Source organism: Sulfuricurvum sp. RIFCSPLOWO2_12_FULL_43_24, assembly GCF_001829605.1.
GTDB lineage: Bacteria > Campylobacterota > Campylobacteria > Campylobacterales > Sulfurimonadaceae > Sulfuricurvum.
In genome coordinates, this window is the sequence record NZ_MIBT01000016.1 from 1 (window position 1) to 15,833 (window position 15,833).

The window sequence follows — 15,833 nt, forward strand, 5'->3', positions numbered from 1 at the left end:
CTCCCCCTTTACGGGTACGCTGAACGATCTCATCAATCTCTTCTTGGCTGAGTACATCTGAGAGAGGAACACCTGCTACCGTCGAATAACGCGGCAAGGGAACCATATCATCGCCATGTCCACCCATAACCGATGCACGGATTTGACCTCCGCCGTAACCCAATTTTTCTTGGATAAAGGCTGCCATACGTGAGCTATCGAGTACTCCCGCCATACCAATGACACGACTGCGATCAAAACCGCTCTCTTTGAGGGCTACATAGGTCATTGCATCGAGCGGATTTGAAACAATGATGACAATTGCGTTAGGAGAGTATTTGGCAACCCCTTCCATAACTTCACGGGTTACTTTAGCGTTAATCATCAACAAATCATCTCGGCTCATACCCGGAAGACGAGGACTTCCAGCTGTTACAACGACCACATTACAGTCGGTCATATCTGCCATCGTTTCAGCGACACTTACAACCGTATGAGATCGTACTGCCGCAGCCGCTTGAGACATATCCAGTGCTTTCCCGCGAGCGATTTCGATTTTGTTATCACGCAAAATAATTTCATGACATGAACCAAGCATTGCAAGAGAGTAAGCGACCGTTGAACCTACGTTCCCCGCACCTACGATACCGACACGTTTTCCTTTAATCATCACTTTACTCCTTGTGTCATAAATTACTACATACTCTCTATCATTTTATAATCAGAGAAGTAAAAGACGATTGAATCGCCTTTTATCTATAGAGAACCTCTACAGATAAAAAACGATTCCGGCGAACCGGAATCAAAAATTTAGATTGCGCTGATAATAGCATTCAATGTCGCACTTGGGCGCATTGCTGCTGTTACTTTCGCGATATCAGGGTGATAATAACCGCCGATCTCTTGAACTTTTCCTTCTACTGCAAGAAGCTCTTCCATGATTTTCGCTTCATTATCAACTAAAGTTTTTGCAATTGGAGCGAAACGAGATGCTAGCTCTGCATCCGTTGTTTGCTCAGCCAATGCTTTTGACCAGTATTGTGCCAAGAAGAAATGGCTTGCTTTGTTATCCGGCTCTCCCGCTTTACGTGACGGCTCTTTGTTATTATCCAAATACGCCGCGTTTGCTTCATCCAATGCCGCTGTAAGAGCAGACAATTTGTTATCTTTTTTCGTTTTGTTAATGTGACGAAGTGACTCTGCAAGAGCCAAGAACTCACCCAAAGAATCCCAACGAAGGTGACCTTCGTTTACAAATTGCTCAACGTGTTTCGGAGCCGATCCGCCCGCACCCGTTTCGAACAATCCTCCGCCTGCAAGGAGAGGAACGATAGAGAGCATTTTAGCCGATGTTCCCAGTTCTAAGATAGGGAACAAGTCAGTCAAATAGTCACGAAGAACGTTACCCGTTGCTGAAATAGTATTTTGCCCTGCACGTACACGTTTCAAAGAGAACGCCATAGCAACTTCAGGTGCCATAATATGGTACTCAATCCCTGATTTATTGAATTCAGGAAGATACGCGTTTACTTTTTTGATAATTTCAGCATCGTGAGCACGGTTTTCATCCAACCAAAACACAACCGGAACGTTTTCGATCTCTGCACGCTCAACCGCAAGACGTACCCAGTCTTTGATCGGGATATCTTTCGCACGAGACATACGCCAGATATCGCCTTTCTCTACGTTGAAGCTCATCAATACGCCGCTATCATCAGATACAGTGACTACACCCTCTTCCGCGATTTCGAATGTCGTTGGGTGTGAGCCGTACTCTTCCGCTTTTTGAGCCATCAAACCGACGTTAGAGACAGAACCCATCGTCGTTACGTCGAATTGACCGTTTGCTTTACAATCTTCGATGATTTCAGAGTACATGGTTGCGTAACAACGATCCGGAATCGTAACGATACATTGTTCTACTTTTCCCGCAGGATTCCACATTTTACCGCCATCACGTACCACAACCGGCAATGAAGCATCGATAATAACATCATTTGAAGCGTGAAGATTTGTGATCCCTTTGTCAGAGTCTACCATCGCCATTGCAGGCTGAGTCGGGTAAACCGCCATAATAGCCGCTTCGATTTCCGCTTTTTTATCAGCAGGAAGTTTTGCCAATTTTTTGTACAAATCACCAAGACCAAGATTCGGATTAACTCCGATCTCTTTGAACTCTGCCGCATATTTTTCAAATACATCTTTAAAGAATACCGATACCGCATGACCGAACATGATCGGATCACTTACTTTCATCATCGTTGCTTTAAGGTGGATCGACCAAAGGATGTTTTTCTCTTTTGCTTCAGAAATCGCATCAGCGTAAAACGCACGCAATGCTTTAGTGCTCAAGAATGTACCATCAAGGACTTCACTATCAACCGCATTGATCTCTTTGAGAACGTTACCGTTAAGTGAAATCGTCACTTTACCGTCACCTTTTTTGGTGATTGATTGCTCATTCGCATAGAAATCACCGCTGTTCATGTGGGCAACGCGAGTTTTTGACCCCTCGTCCCAAGCACGTAGTTTGTGAGGATTTTTCTTCGCAAAGTTTTTAACCGCAACCGCAGCACGGCGGTCTGAGTTACCTTCACGTAGAACCGGATTAACCGCTGAACCGAGACACGTTGCGTAACGTGCAAAAATCTCTTTTTCTTCGTCTGTTTTTGGTTCTTCAGGATACAAAGGAAGATCGTATCCTTGAGACTGAAGTTCTTCGATACATGCTTTCAATTGAGGAATTGAAGCTGAAATGTTAGGGAGCTTGATGATGTTACCATCTGGTTGTGTAGCGATAACGCCCAACTGTGCAAGATTGTCGGGGATACGCTGAGCGTCACTCATACGTTCTGGAAATGTTGCGATAACACGACCTGCAAGTGAAATATCACTTGTTACAACTTCAACGCCTGCGGCTTGTGTGAATGCATTTACGATTGGAAGTAGCGAATAGGTCGCTAGTGCCGGTGCTTCATCAATTACTGACCAAATGATTTTTGCCATCAGGTTCTCCTGTTATTTTTTTTATGAAAGCATCATAACACTTACGTCCGACATTTTTTCACTTTGCCCATACTACAAGCGCAAAAAGTTAGAAATATGTTTCATTTTGTAGCATTTACTATGTTTTGATGGTGTGTAGAAAAGTAACTACTGTACACATGTTCACCATTTTTGCCTCGGACAAAATAGAGGTAATCCGTGTGTTTAGGATAGAGTGCAGCATGGATGGCATCTTTGGAAACATTACAGACGGGAAAGGCAGGCAAACCTTTGTTTTTATACGTATTATAGGGAGTTTTGTCCGTGCGTATTCGACGCGCCGTCACTTTTTGATGAGAATATTCACCGTAGTTAAGGGTTCCATCCATTTGAAGACGCATCCCTTTTTCTATCCGATTATCGATCACGGAGCTAACAAACGGCATATCGGACAATGATGCAGCCTCTTTTTGAATAACCGATGCTTTTGTTACAATTTGTAACCATTTTTCTTTATTATACGGCTTCTTATACTCATCTGCCCAGATTCTCATCTTTTGTTCCGACTCATTTAAAAGATGTATGATCAGTTTTTCTTCACTGATCGCATTCGGAATACTGTAGGTATCCGGTACAAAACTCCCCTCTTTATAAGGGGCATGCTTTTCATACGCACGTTGAAGAAGATTCATATCGAGTGAAAGTTCATCACTAAGTTGACGTAAAAATATGACCGTAGTCTCTCCGGGGATCAAGGTAATAGCACGAGTAGCCGCTTTTGCCGTTGTCAATTTATAAAGATACTCGATACGGCTTGTTTTCTCCTCTTTTAGATCAATCCACCCTTGCTGAGGCTGACCGAGCAAACGGAGAATAAAGGCATCAATCTTATAGAGATTTACCCCTTCATCTTGGAGGTGTGCTATACTTTTAAATACGGAACCTTGCGGGATATAGACGATTTTTGGTGATGTGACGGTAGAGAACAGGTAGGTCATGAAAGAGACAATTATCACCAATATTATTCCCAAAACCCATAGGTACATTCTTTTTGGTTTATTTTTTACTTTTTTTCTAGGCTTTTTCACGTTTATCGCTTTGCTTGAAGGTATTAATTGTGATCGTTTGAGCTTTAATGGACTCAAAATCGAGAAATTATATCTCAAATGGGAAAATGGGCTCCTGATTCGTGCTTCAAAAGTTGATCTGAGCGCGTTTAAACGTGACAATCTTCCTCTTACCCTAAAGCCATTGGGAAAACTTCCTCCCCTTATTCGGCATACTCAGCGCTGGGTAAAGCAAATCGATATTGATACTATTCAATATGAGTCCATTCGCCTCTCTTTGCACTACCGTGAAAACTCCCTCGGCAAAATTACGTTATATGATGAAAATGGTTCTTACAACGGCACTTTTTCCCTCAATGAAAATCTCTTTAAACTATCATTGCCCCATGCCAGACTCAACGGTGCGCTCATTAGCGGAAATTTAACGGTAGAACTCCCGCAACAACGGTTACATACTAATATAAGCCTAAACCTTCCCCAAACTCCTCCCCTCATTATCAAAGCATCCGGAGATACCGATTCGTTGATGTTTGCCCTTCATACCGATGAGCCGCTGCGCAGCGTTCAACCGATCATCGATTTTTTAGATGTTGATCCTGAAGTTCAACCGTGGATAACTCACTATGCCAAAGCTTCGTTAATCACTCTTGAACGCTTTGAAGGTAAATTTCATTACGATAAACCCGAAGAACTTATCAAGGGGCTGCAAGCCAAAGCGACTATTTTCAATGGAGAATACACCTTTGCACAAGGTTTCGAACCTATCAAATCTCCCCGTATCGATTTGTACTACCGCGTAGGCAAACTTCACATTCTTCCAAAAAGCGGGACTTTTTATGCTCTCCCAACCGAAAACAGCAGTGTAATTCTTGACTTTACGACCCCTCACACTATGCTGGATGCTCAAATACGGACGGCGCATGCCAAACTCAATGTTCCGATCACAAATCTTTTAAATTTTTATGACATTCACCTGCCGATTCAGCAAAGTTCGGGAGAATGTGATGTGGATCTGAATCTCTCTATCAATCTGCATAGCCTGGATACTGTTGTAAAAGGGATCTTTCGACCTACCGCTTCGGAATTACTTTTGGACCAGATACCGCTAAAAACGCAAGGGGGAGTTGTCAATGTCAATCGAAACAAGGTTACATTCGACAATTTTACGGCCCATTACGGTGAAGATGTCGCTCACGCACGGGTAAAAGGGGAATATGACGCTTCCAGCGAAGAAGGGTCGGTATCGATTGATGCCTATGATATCGTACCCTTAGGGAACAAAAAACAGCTGAGTTTATGGGATTCCCGTGAACCTTTGCGTGTTAAATACATCATTGCTCCCAAAGGAGATTCTCTCAGCATCATGCCATCACGCTGGAACGTACTGGGAGAGAAACTCGACATTGAAGCCTTTCGTGCCCCATTCGACTATCGCAATGCGACAAGTTCTCTCCAATCTGTCCCTTTCAGCCTCTCAAATACTATTCATGGAAAAATCAACGGGTATTTTAACGGATCGAAAAAGCAAACGGATATACAGATTGAACTCAATGATTTTAAATTGGGAGAGATACAGCTCACGCATGCCCCTTTTAACATCGATATCCATTACGATCACAACCATTCAACGCTCCGCTCTTCACACGCCTCGGCATGGAGTATCCATCAACTCCCACTACTCTTATCCCCATTCCATGCGAGTATGGATGGGAATGAGATTGCATTTGAGCAAATTGAAGCCGTCTTAGGTGATTTACTGAAAGGAAAGTTCACCGGTCACTTATCGCTCGATACGCTCAAAGGGTCCATTCGAATCAACGATATGATTCCGCTCAGTCCTAAAATATCCCCTCTCGTTGACGCACAAGAATCCCTTCAACTCTCACTCGATGCCTCCGGTGAAGAGATAATTTTAGACTCTGATGCTCTTAAAGCCCATTTTTCGACCATCCCAAATGGGTGGAAAATTACACTGGATGATATAGCCTTGCTCTCGATGCGCTCCCCTATTCTGCGTCAATATCATGTTGAAAAGGGAAATCTTAACCTTTTTTATACTCCTGAAAACTCGCAATATACCTTTAACGGTACGATCGAATACCCTTATTCACTGATGATGATTAATGATAAGGCCGTATCCAAGTATCACTTTAGCGGTCTCTATCAAGACGGACGGACGAGTATTCGGGTTAATGATCGTCTAATCATCAATCGGCGCGATGATCAAATCGATGTTCAGGCTAAAAACATCGGTATCAATGTCCCGCAGCTGTTTTCTTTTCTTATCGCCAATCAACCGAATCAAGAGTCTTCATCCAAGGGAGATTCTCAAACGCCCCCGATTCGCATTCACACCTCCAATACCTACCTCTATCTGATGAAAGGACGTAAAATTGTCGCTGATCGAATGGAAGCCACATTAAACAATGATGATTTGGATGCTTCGCTCTACCACATGGGGGGAAGCGCCGCGCTTAAAATACGCAACGGCCTCTTTTATATTGACGGAAACGGATTCAACGATAAATTTATGGAGCATCTCTTTGCCCTCAGTGATTTTAGCGGAGGGAAATTCTCCTTTCAGGCTAAAGGAGAAGCCGACGCATTTGAAGGGGTTATGCGGGTTGAAAATACGATTTTAAAAGATTATAAGGTACTCAACAATGTCCTCGCCTTTGTCAATACCGTCCCCTCATTAGCGACCTTTTCACTCCCAAGCTACAACAGACAAGGACTTCCGGTCAAAGAGGGATATGCCCATTTTGCCTATAATAAAGGTATTGTGAATGTCGATAATTTCACCCTGAACTCTCCTGAGATGAATATTCTCGGTGAAGGGCGTGCTGATCTGAATGCCCAAATACTCAATGGTACGCTGACCCTTAAAACCGATCTGGGTTCCGTTCTGGGAAAAGTGCCGATGGTGGGGTATATCCTCTTCGGGGAGGACGGTTCTCTTTCCACAACCCTCACCCTCAGCGGAAAACTCGATGATCCTAAAGTCGAAACGGCGATTGCCAAAGAGATTGCCACGGCTCCGTTTAATATTCTCAAACGGACGGTTGTGTATCCGTTTTTGTGGATGATGGATGATAAGAAGAAAAAGTAATTTCCAATATTACAATTCCCCTCCTCCACGAACAATATCCATCCCGTATTTATCCCTCACTTTGGTCAAAGCATCGGTCAGATTGCGCATTTTAGTATCCGTTTGGATTTCAAGCAGATCAAAACTTTTCGGATCATGATGGATAAATTTGGTAGCACTCATAGCGATATAGCGGACACTGATATGGGGATAGATATCAAGCTCTTTAAATTTTTCGATCGTAAAAGTTTGAAGGAATGTTTCATTAAAAAGGCGATAAAGGGTAAATTGCTTTTTTGAATGCCCCCAATTCTCATACCCCAATGAAAAAGCGTAGGTGGTAGGATTGACCCCCAGTTTCATAATCGTATGGCTCCAATGACGTACCAAGATATGGATGCGCCGATAGAGTTCCTCTCTCTCTTTTATGGGGTGATCCATCGATCGTGATATCCCTATCCCTTTTCGGGATCGGCTCGCTTGCACCGCTTCGTTATCACACCCTCTCATCCTCGCATACAGGTCCATGCCTCCCCTGCCCCATGATTGGATCAGGGTTTGCGATTTCCACGCATCACCGATGGTTTTAATGCCGTAGCGTTCCATTTTGAGCGAATACGCTTTTCCGACACCCGGAAATTCACCGATACCGATATCGCGAACAAACGGTTCAATCTCATCGCTATAAATGACACGAACCCCATAAGGTTTGGCGGCTGAGGTGGCAAGTTTTGCTATCCATTTGGAGCGGCTCGCTCCGATCGAGACCGGAAGTTTAAACTGCAACATTATCTGATGCTGGAGGTGTCGGATAAACTCGTAGGTATCCGCTTCATCAATCCACCCTCGCAAATCCCCGAACATCTCATCGATGCTGTATTGCTCCATCACCGGTACTACGGTAGAGAGGTACTCCATCAATTCATGGCTCATCGTATGATAGAGAAGATGGTTGGGAGGAAGGACAATGAGGTGAGGACAAAGTCTCAGTGCTTCGTGAACACTCATGGCCGTTTTGATACCGTAGCGACGAGCTTCATAGCTCGCCGTAGTGATAATGCCGCGTATCGTATCGCCGTCTCTAAAATAGTTACTGCTATCGTGCTCAGCATGAAACAGCGAGGGGACAAACGCCCCGGAATTGAGGGTCATCAGTTTTTTAGCGGGTACGGTTTTTTTGTCAAAAATAAAAGGATCGCCTCTCCCTCCGACCGCAACACATTTCCCCAGCAAAGAGGGGTTACGGACACGTTCACAAGAGGCGAAAAAACAGTCAAGATCTAAATGGATTATCATACATCGAAGAATATAACACCTTGAAAAATAATTGCCAATTTATGTCTATATGAAATGAAATATATCTCAAACTTCCCAGTATTTTTTACTGACGAGAAGTTTTTTAATTTGCGGAGCAATCTGCGGGTCGCTTTCTCCGACGCTCCACAGTTTTTTGCTCATCTGACGTATTGCATCCTTAAAATCATCCTCAATCAGTGCTAAAACTGCCGTCGAAAAATATCCGCTTAAGCGCTCTTTTTCTGCCATAAAACGATACTCTTCAGCAACATGCTCAAGAGTATCCATCGCGTACAAAGGGGTTATTGCTCCGCTCTCCAATTTTATCAAGAGCCATAATGCAATAAATTCTATGGAATAGCACTTTAGTATTTGTGTAGAAAAAGATTCAAACGTATCACAACCGCTTTGTTCATACTCATGGATAATAAGATCTATCACCGATCGGATATGTTCCAGAGGAACCATCTCAAAGAGTTCTCGTCCGACACTGATCCCTGCGGAGTGTTCGGCACCGAGATAGATCCGTGCCCCTTTGTCCGTATTGCCGAAATTATTGGTACGCAGCCCGATGAGCCCGATATCGCAATGCTGGTGTCTGCCGCACCCTTTTGCGCATCCTGAAATCCCTATTTGAATACGATGCTCACTGATTTTCTCCAAAGGGAGCAATTGCGCATCGTCTTTAATGTCCCAGAACGAGTAAGGGCAATATTGGCTCCCCGCACACGCTACGATAGTTTGACTCTTTTTGAGATGTTCAAAAGGAGAGAATGGCTGAGATAATCCGAGAATATAAAGATTGTGATCCGTACTTAATCGTACCTCGGCAGAGTGTGTCTCGGCAAAATCCGCAATAGCCATCAACTCTTCGGCACTGATACGCCCGAAATTGCTCTCATAGCAAAATGCATAACTGCCGTCTTTAAGCCGCTGATATTTCGAAAAAAGCCCTTTTTCCAGAACCAAATCGCCCGCTTTTTGCCAAGATTGCTTGTACTCGTGTGCGACATATTCCACAAAAGCTTCCATTCCGATCTCTTCGAGGAGGTGAAACAGGCGTGTTCGCGTTCGGGTAAATCGCAATCCATGCTTGTTGAATGCTTCGATAAAGGCTTTGAAAAAAGATACTACCTCATCGGGAAGCAAAAATATATCGGCACTGCGGGCGATCTCGGTATTTTTACCCCCCATATAGACATTAAACCCAAAAACACCCTCTCTCTTTGCCAATGCGAAATAGAGATCATTGGCAAAAAATGAGGTGACATTGGCACTGTTGCCCGAAATCCCTGTGGATATTCTACGCGGCAGCATACCGACAAGACGGGGAGTTTTGAGAAAATATTCCTGCATTTGCATTATCAGAGGATAGGTCTCGATCACACTCATACACCCTCGTCCATCATACACATCACTCACAATGTTGCGTACGTTATCGCCGAAAGTTTGCCATGTTGTAATCCCGATTTCGTTGATCTGTTTATATATCTGCAATACATTCTCGCAAGTTAGCCCATGCAATTGCAGACCGGCACGCGCGGTCAAAATAATTTCAAGCTCATTGCGCTTAGCAATGTCGGCAATGGCTCGCAGTTGAGCGATGGTAATCCGCCCTGCAGTTATACGTAAACGAAGGGTATACGCTTCCTCTTCGATAGGGGTGTTAAAAATACCGAAATCCTGTAAATAAAAGATGTCCCCTTCGCTGATACTGTTAAAGTCCAAAGTCTCTATTTGAGGATAATATTCGATAGGAGAGAGTGCAGCTTTATGGCGTTCACGTTTATTTAATTTTTTTTCCGTCATTTCCATATTGTACCCTGATGATTAGGTTGGTTTTTAATGTTTATGAGTTGAGTCAAACAGTACAGTGCTTTGAATCGAAGCTAGATGAAGGAGGTCATTTTTTTACCATACTGCTTGAATCAACCCCTGATAGGGGAAGATTATTTTATGGTTCGATAATTATAGAGGATTGTTAAATGAATTGCTTTGATATAGGTCAAACGTCTGAGGATTCGTGTGAGTGTACAGACTGCATCTCATTCTTTGATACGGGTTTTGAAAACAAATACCCTTGATAATGAATACCGCCGATAGATTGGAGGATTGTATGTTGTTCAGCCAATTCAACTCCTTCGGCTACGATCTCCAGCCCAAGTACTTCCGCCATCGTAATGATTGCCCGAACCAGCGCAGAAGCATGCGGATCATTTTCCATATTTCGGATAAACGACTGATCGATTTTTAACTCATCGAAAGGAAAACTGTTCAGATAGGATAATGACGAATACCCGGTTCCGAAATCATCAAGCGAAAAGGTAAATCCATGCGATTTAAGATGATACATAATGTCCTGAATTTTTTCAATATCATTGATCAGCAATGATTCGGTCACTTCCAAACGAAGGAGTGAAGGCGGGAGTGCGTATCTATTTACATTATCTAATAATACACTCGTAAACGATTCGTCCAAAAATTGTTTCGGACTGATATTGATCGACAGCGTCCATTTTTTTCGTATGGGATCATGACTCCACTCATGCAGTGTTCTGCACGCTTCGGCAATAATCCACTTACCTATTTCAGTGATAAAGCCGTTTTCTTCGACAATAGGGATAAATTCGGTGGGGGAGACGATCCCTCTTTCCGGGTGAAACCATCGGATGAGTGCTTCTGCTCCGCTTATCTCATTTTGATGGTTGTATTGAAACTGGTAAAAGAGTTGAAACTGGTTCTCTTCCAGTGCATTAAAGAGTGTTTTTTCGCACTCTAATTTTTTCAACATTTTTTGCTGAAGTGCGGAATCGAAGAAACGGAAAGTATGTTTTCCTGACTCTTTGGCACTATACATAGCCGTATCCGCCTGCGCTAAAATCTCATTCACGGTCTGTGTATAATTATCTAAAATAGCAATTCCGATGCTTCCGGTGACAAAGAAAAGCTCTTCGTGTATTTCGAACGGTTTTTGGAGAGAGAGGGATATTTTGCTGCCGATATCGGATGCGATTTTGAAAGCCTGCTCACGAGAAGGTCCTAAATCTTCAATCAAAATAACAAATTCATCCCCTCCTAAACGGGCTACAGTATCTTCAGCACGTATCGCTTCGAGGAGACGGTTTCCCGCTTCTTTCAGTAAGTCATCGCCTACCAAATGTCCTTTGGTATCGTTAACAATTTTAAAATTGTCCAAATCGATAAAAGCCACCATGCTGTAGGTTTTATTTCTTTCATTTTTTACGAGCGCATGTTCCAAACGTTCAAACAGCAATCTGCGATTGGGGAGCTGCGTCAGCGGATCGTAAAAAGCCAATCGATTGATACGCTCTTCGTTCTCTTTTTTAGCCGTTATATCGGAAAAAATTCCGACATAATGGGTAATGTTTCGATATTCGTCTCGAACGGCAGAGATACTTAGATATTCCGGATAAATTTCTCCGTTCTTACGGCGATTGTAGATTTCTCCGTTCCAAAACCCTTTGTTAATAAGTGAATCCCACATATCTTTATAAAACTGGCTATCGTTGAGTCCCGATTTTAAGAGTGCCGGTGTCAATCCTAAAACTTCCGATTCACTGTAGCCGCTGATCTTTTCAAAGGCAGGGTTCACCCGCATGATTTTTCCGTTTATATCGGCAACCAAAACTCCCTCATTGGAATCAAATACGACCGATGAGATTCGGAGCGTATTGATCATCGCAAACATTTGCTGGACTAAATAGATAGCCCCCAAAAGCATAAAAAATCCGTAACCGAAAGAGCCGACTAAAAAAATTTCATGCTTTAAGAGCGTTTTTTTCTCTAATCGGGACAGATCTTCTTCAAGCAGCTGATCAAATCTTTCATGCAGGGTTTTTAACTGATCGATATTGACAGTCATATGGTTAAACCATTTAGTAGCCCCCATCGAAAAATCACCGCTGAGGACTTGTTCATATATACGATGAGAATCTTGAAATAATGTATGGGAAAAATAGCTATTGTATAAATTTCGTTCGTTATTGGACGCTTTATCAATGAATGATTGTTTACAACTTTGATGGATAGCATGAACCGAAATTACTTTTTCATACATTCCCGGCTCAAATCGTTTGGCAGCAAAAATATTCGCAAGAGTTCCTCTCTCGATGGCTGCTTTTTCGGTACACTCCACCAGCAATGTATTGTCGTACAATCGCAATGCAATTTCACGAGTCGGTGCTAATTTGGCCGATAATGGGAGTAATCCTAAAAAATTGGCATTCAGTTCGGTATAAAAATCGATCTCTTCGGACGCACTGATTTCAAGGTTGAAGACCCGTTCACGGATATCGCCCAGTTGCTTTTGTTTCTCAATTGACATTTGAATCGATTGATGGAAAGTAGCCGGTAAAGAATAGCGACTTAACGTTCTCACTCTCTGAAGGAGTGCTAAAAACTTTTTATCACTGAGAAGCCGCTGTTTCTTCAACCTAGATTTAAACTCGATATCACCATTTGAGCCCAGATATGCGGCACTTAATCCCCGCTCTTTTTGAGATTCATGGACAAAATCACCTATACTTTGTGAAAATTGAATCAATGCGCGTGTTTGAGAATAGGAGCGTTTCGTCTCTTGATACGCTATCCATTCAATTCCTAAAATGTAAAAATTCCATATTCCGATGACAACTCCCAATGCGATTAAACCAATTCTGATATGAAATTTATTCATTATTTTTCCCTTCCACTCAATCGCTTGATTAAGTTATCCTCCGGTACGGTAAAAGGCACGTGAAGAGACTTCTACATTTTCAGTACCCCAAAAATTCTTTTCGGGTTTGTTAAACACCACATCCGATAGGATTTCGGTCGCTTTTTTAGTATTTCCGTCCCGTATCGCCTCTTTAATACTTTTCGCCCCCTCAAAGTACAAACATCCGATTAAATCGCCCTCAGCGCTCAGCCGTAGGCGATCACACGTCGCACAAAAATCATGTCGATGCGGCTCGATCGTTCCAAAACGATATCCATCAAGCGTTTCATACAGATCTGCCGGTCCGTTCACCTCTTTGTTAATCGGGATAAAAGGATAGGATTTGCCTAATGTATCGATAATTTCATCACTTCGAAGTCCTTTAAGCGCATTGCTTGCATGGGAGTTTTCCATGTATTCAATATATCGGATTTGTGCCCCCATCTCTTTTGCGTACGCAAATAAAGGGACAATTTCGTGGTCATTGATTCCCCGTAAAATCACGCTGTTAATCTTTACCGACAATCCCGCATCTACTGCCGCTCGGATACCCTCTTTCACCTGTTCCAATACATCTTTTTGAACGATATAATGGAGCGTTTCGCGTTCAAGTGAATCAAGAGAGATATTGACCCGTTTAAGTCCCGCAATTTTCAGTTTTTGAGCCAGCGCCGGCAATAAAAACCCGTTCGTTGTGAGTCCGATATCGACTTCGGGAGCATACGTATGAATCATCGCGATCAATTCATCGAGGTTTTCGCGCGTTGTCGGTTCTCCGCCGGTCAGTCGGATTTTTCGGATACCGTTGTCAATACCGATTTTAATAAAGGCAAAAAGCTCTTCATAGCTCAGCAGGTTCTCTTTAGGAACCCAGCTGAACGGTTTTTCGGCCATACAGTAACGACATCGAAAATTGCACCGTTCGGTAACGGATACCCGTAAATACGTTACTTCTCTACCAAAAGAATCTTGCAGCATGGTGTCACCCTTTATATTTCATTATGCCATTAGCGTTTGTAATGTTGATAATATCCTAGTGCCGTACCAAAATTACTTGATACAAATCAAGATATTACCCGTGTATGTGTGTTACTATTGATAATCTAACTATAAAAAAAGGCAATACAGAATGCTATTAACAGAGCGTCTTGACTTTTTCAAACAAAGCAATCCTGAATCATTGATCGCATTAAATCAGACAGCTAAGTACAAAGCGTATGGGGCATCCGAGATTCTAGTGTATGAAGAAGATGATTTGAACCGAGTCTATTTTTTAATAAAGGGCGAAGCTAAATTTTACAAAGTTGACCGATTTGACAGTGAAATATTTTTATATTCTTTATCGGACCAAACCTTATTAACCAATATAGGTTCTCTAAAATGTGATATCATCAGCTGTTTTAGTAATATAGAATTCATGGTTCCCAGTGAGGTTATCTCTTTTGATTTAAAACTTTTTAAAGATGTGGTCAAAAAAGAGAACCAGTTGCTCATCAATTTAGTAAACCTTTTATCCGATCAAAAGGAGATGGTGGATTGCATGATCAGTATGGGAATGGTGTATGATGTCACGGCAAAAGTAGCTAAAATGCTTTCTGATCATTTGGGACTTTATAACAGTTTAAAAAAACAGGAAATATCTTATCGTTTAAACATTCAACCCGCTACACTCTCACGTGTTTTGGCGAAATTTATCCGGTTGGGATTAATTTCTGAAGAAAACCAGAAAACAGTCGTATTAAAAAAAGAAGATTTATCTCACTATTTTAAGGAGGCACTCTGATGCAGTCCATATCCACTAAAGTTAGATGGATCGTAGTTATTTTATCTATTAATCTCATAACGATCATATTGGTCGATATTTGGTTGAATTCCAGTCAAAAACTGGATGCAAAAGTAATCAATACCGCCGGAAAACAAAGAATGCTGTCCCAGCGTACGGTGTTAGAACTGCATCGCCTTCTGGTGGATGAAGAAGGGGCATATGAACGGCTACAGATTGCCCGTGCGGAGTTTGATACCAATTTTAAACAGCTCAACATGGCAGCATCGGATTATCGCGGATTTTCAAATGATGAAATCGATAGAACAATGATGGAAGTTCATGCGCACTGGAATCGGATGGGGGGCTTGATAGACCGCTATTTGCAGGGAGATCACAACCTGTTCGATCTCAAAACCATTTATGACAGCGGAGATCAAACCTTATTATTAATGGATAAGGCCGTGAGCCAATACGAAGATGCAATGATGGGAAAAAGATTGTTAGCCCATCGTATTCAGATTTTTTTAGCGTTCATATCGTTTGGAATCATTCTCTATATGGCACGTACCACATTGGAAATTCAACGAAATTTTGACAAATTTTTGAATCATTCGCAAACGATCAGCGGTATAAAGAATTTAGAGTGTCAGGGAAATGAACTCGATGTCGCATGTTCGCATATTGAATATTTTTTACGGAATGTTGAAGAAGCGCTCCAAAGTGCAACCGAAGCGGTCGAAAAGAGTGAAGCTGCAACCGCTGTTTTGGTTGCTTCTACCCCTGAAGCCGAAGCCATCTTGGAACAAAATGAAGATGTCATGATCCAAGTCAGCGAAGAGCTGCATCAAACCTCAATGCGTCTTAAAAAGCTGAAAAACAACCTCGAAAAAGCCAATTCTATTCGAAGTGCCTCGTAGGCACTTCAATCCTTCTTTT

The 15,833-nt window shown here is 42.4% G+C and carries 10 protein-coding genes; 3 read left to right on the forward strand and 7 right to left on the reverse strand.

Annotation, left to right across the window (positions count from 1 at the left end):
* The 3 genes from A3G19_RS01670 to mltG form a co-directional block, all read right to left on the reverse strand.
* A partial coding sequence (locus tag A3G19_RS01670) for a malate dehydrogenase (RefSeq protein ID WP_294870254.1) occupies positions 1-649 on the reverse strand: 649 nt, incomplete at its 3' end.
* 140 nt (positions 650-789) lie between these two features.
* Positions 790-2,985 carry an NADP-dependent isocitrate dehydrogenase gene (locus tag A3G19_RS01675; RefSeq protein WP_294870256.1) on the reverse strand — a complete coding sequence of 732 codons (2,196 nt, stop codon included), beginning with the start codon at positions 2,983-2,985 and terminating at the stop codon, positions 790-792.
* Between the two features lie 101 nt (positions 2,986-3,086).
* Entirely contained in the window at positions 3,087-3,962 is an 876-nt protein-coding gene (gene mltG / locus A3G19_RS01680; RefSeq protein ID WP_015653663.1) for an endolytic transglycosylase MltG, read from the reverse strand.
* On the opposite strand from mltG, the gene A3G19_RS01685 reads away from it, so the two are divergent.
* Complete coding sequence (locus tag A3G19_RS01685; RefSeq protein WP_015653664.1) at positions 3,961-7,140, forward strand: AsmA-like C-terminal domain-containing protein; 3,180 nt, start codon at positions 3,961-3,963, stop codon at positions 7,138-7,140. The two genes, mltG and A3G19_RS01685, sit on opposite strands and share 2 nt — an antisense overlap.
* A gap of 9 nt (positions 7,141-7,149) precedes the next feature.
* Here A3G19_RS01685 and A3G19_RS01690 read toward each other — a convergent pair whose 3' ends face one another.
* From A3G19_RS01690 to moaA, 4 genes are all read right to left on the reverse strand, one after another.
* Positions 7,150-8,415 carry a DNA polymerase IV gene (locus A3G19_RS01690; RefSeq protein WP_015653665.1) on the reverse strand — a complete coding sequence of 422 codons (1,266 nt, stop codon included), beginning with the start codon at positions 8,413-8,415 and terminating at the stop codon, positions 7,150-7,152.
* Between the two features lie 66 nt (positions 8,416-8,481).
* Positions 8,482-10,230 (reverse strand): nitrite/sulfite reductase, encoded by a 1,749-nt coding sequence (locus tag A3G19_RS01695; protein WP_015653666.1) that lies wholly within the window; start codon positions 10,228-10,230, stop codon positions 8,482-8,484.
* A gap of 190 nt (positions 10,231-10,420) precedes the next feature.
* Positions 10,421-13,111, reverse strand: coding sequence for an EAL domain-containing protein (locus tag A3G19_RS01700; RefSeq protein WP_294870258.1), 2,691 nt, complete (start codon positions 13,109-13,111; stop codon positions 10,421-10,423).
* A gap of 33 nt (positions 13,112-13,144) precedes the next feature.
* On the reverse strand, positions 13,145-14,110 hold the full coding sequence (gene moaA / locus A3G19_RS01705) for a GTP 3',8-cyclase MoaA (protein ID WP_015653668.1): 966 nt from the start codon (positions 14,108-14,110) through the stop codon (positions 13,145-13,147).
* Positions 14,111-14,261: 151 nt separating this feature from the next.
* On the opposite strand from moaA, the gene A3G19_RS01710 reads away from it, so the two are divergent.
* Positions 14,262-14,915, forward strand: a complete 654-nt coding sequence (locus A3G19_RS01710) for a Crp/Fnr family transcriptional regulator (RefSeq protein WP_015653669.1) — start codon at positions 14,262-14,264, stop codon at positions 14,913-14,915.
* Positions 14,915-15,814 (forward strand): type IV pili methyl-accepting chemotaxis transducer N-terminal domain-containing protein, encoded by a 900-nt coding sequence (locus A3G19_RS01715; protein WP_015653670.1) that lies wholly within the window; start codon positions 14,915-14,917, stop codon positions 15,812-15,814. The genes A3G19_RS01710 and A3G19_RS01715 overlap by 1 nt, the downstream gene beginning before the upstream one ends.
* Positions 15,815-15,833 lie beyond the last annotated feature (19 nt).

Coding starts and splice junctions, on each gene's coding strand:
- A3G19_RS01685 (WP_015653664.1), top strand. CDS start 3,961: ATGAAAGAGACAATTATCACCAATATTATTCCCAAAACCCATAGGTAC.
- A3G19_RS01715 (WP_015653670.1), top strand. CDS start 14,915: ATGCAGTCCATATCCACTAAAGTTAGATGGATCGTAGTTATTTTATCT.
- moaA (WP_015653668.1), bottom strand. CDS start 14,110: ATGCTGCAAGATTCTTTTGGTAGAGAAGTAACGTATTTACGGGTATCC.
- A3G19_RS01695 (WP_015653666.1), bottom strand. CDS start 10,230: ATGGAAATGACGGAAAAAAAATTAAATAAACGTGAACGCCATAAAGCT.
- A3G19_RS01700 (WP_294870258.1), bottom strand. CDS start 13,111: ATGAATAAATTTCATATCAGAATTGGTTTAATCGCATTGGGAGTTGTC.
- mltG (WP_015653663.1), bottom strand. CDS start 3,962: ATGACCTACCTGTTCTCTACCGTCACATCACCAAAAATCGTCTATATC.
- A3G19_RS01675 (WP_294870256.1), bottom strand. CDS start 2,985: ATGGCAAAAATCATTTGGTCAGTAATTGATGAAGCACCGGCACTAGCG.
- A3G19_RS01690 (WP_015653665.1), bottom strand. CDS start 8,415: ATGATAATCCATTTAGATCTTGACTGTTTTTTCGCCTCTTGTGAACGT.
- A3G19_RS01710 (WP_015653669.1), top strand. CDS start 14,262: ATGCTATTAACAGAGCGTCTTGACTTTTTCAAACAAAGCAATCCTGAA.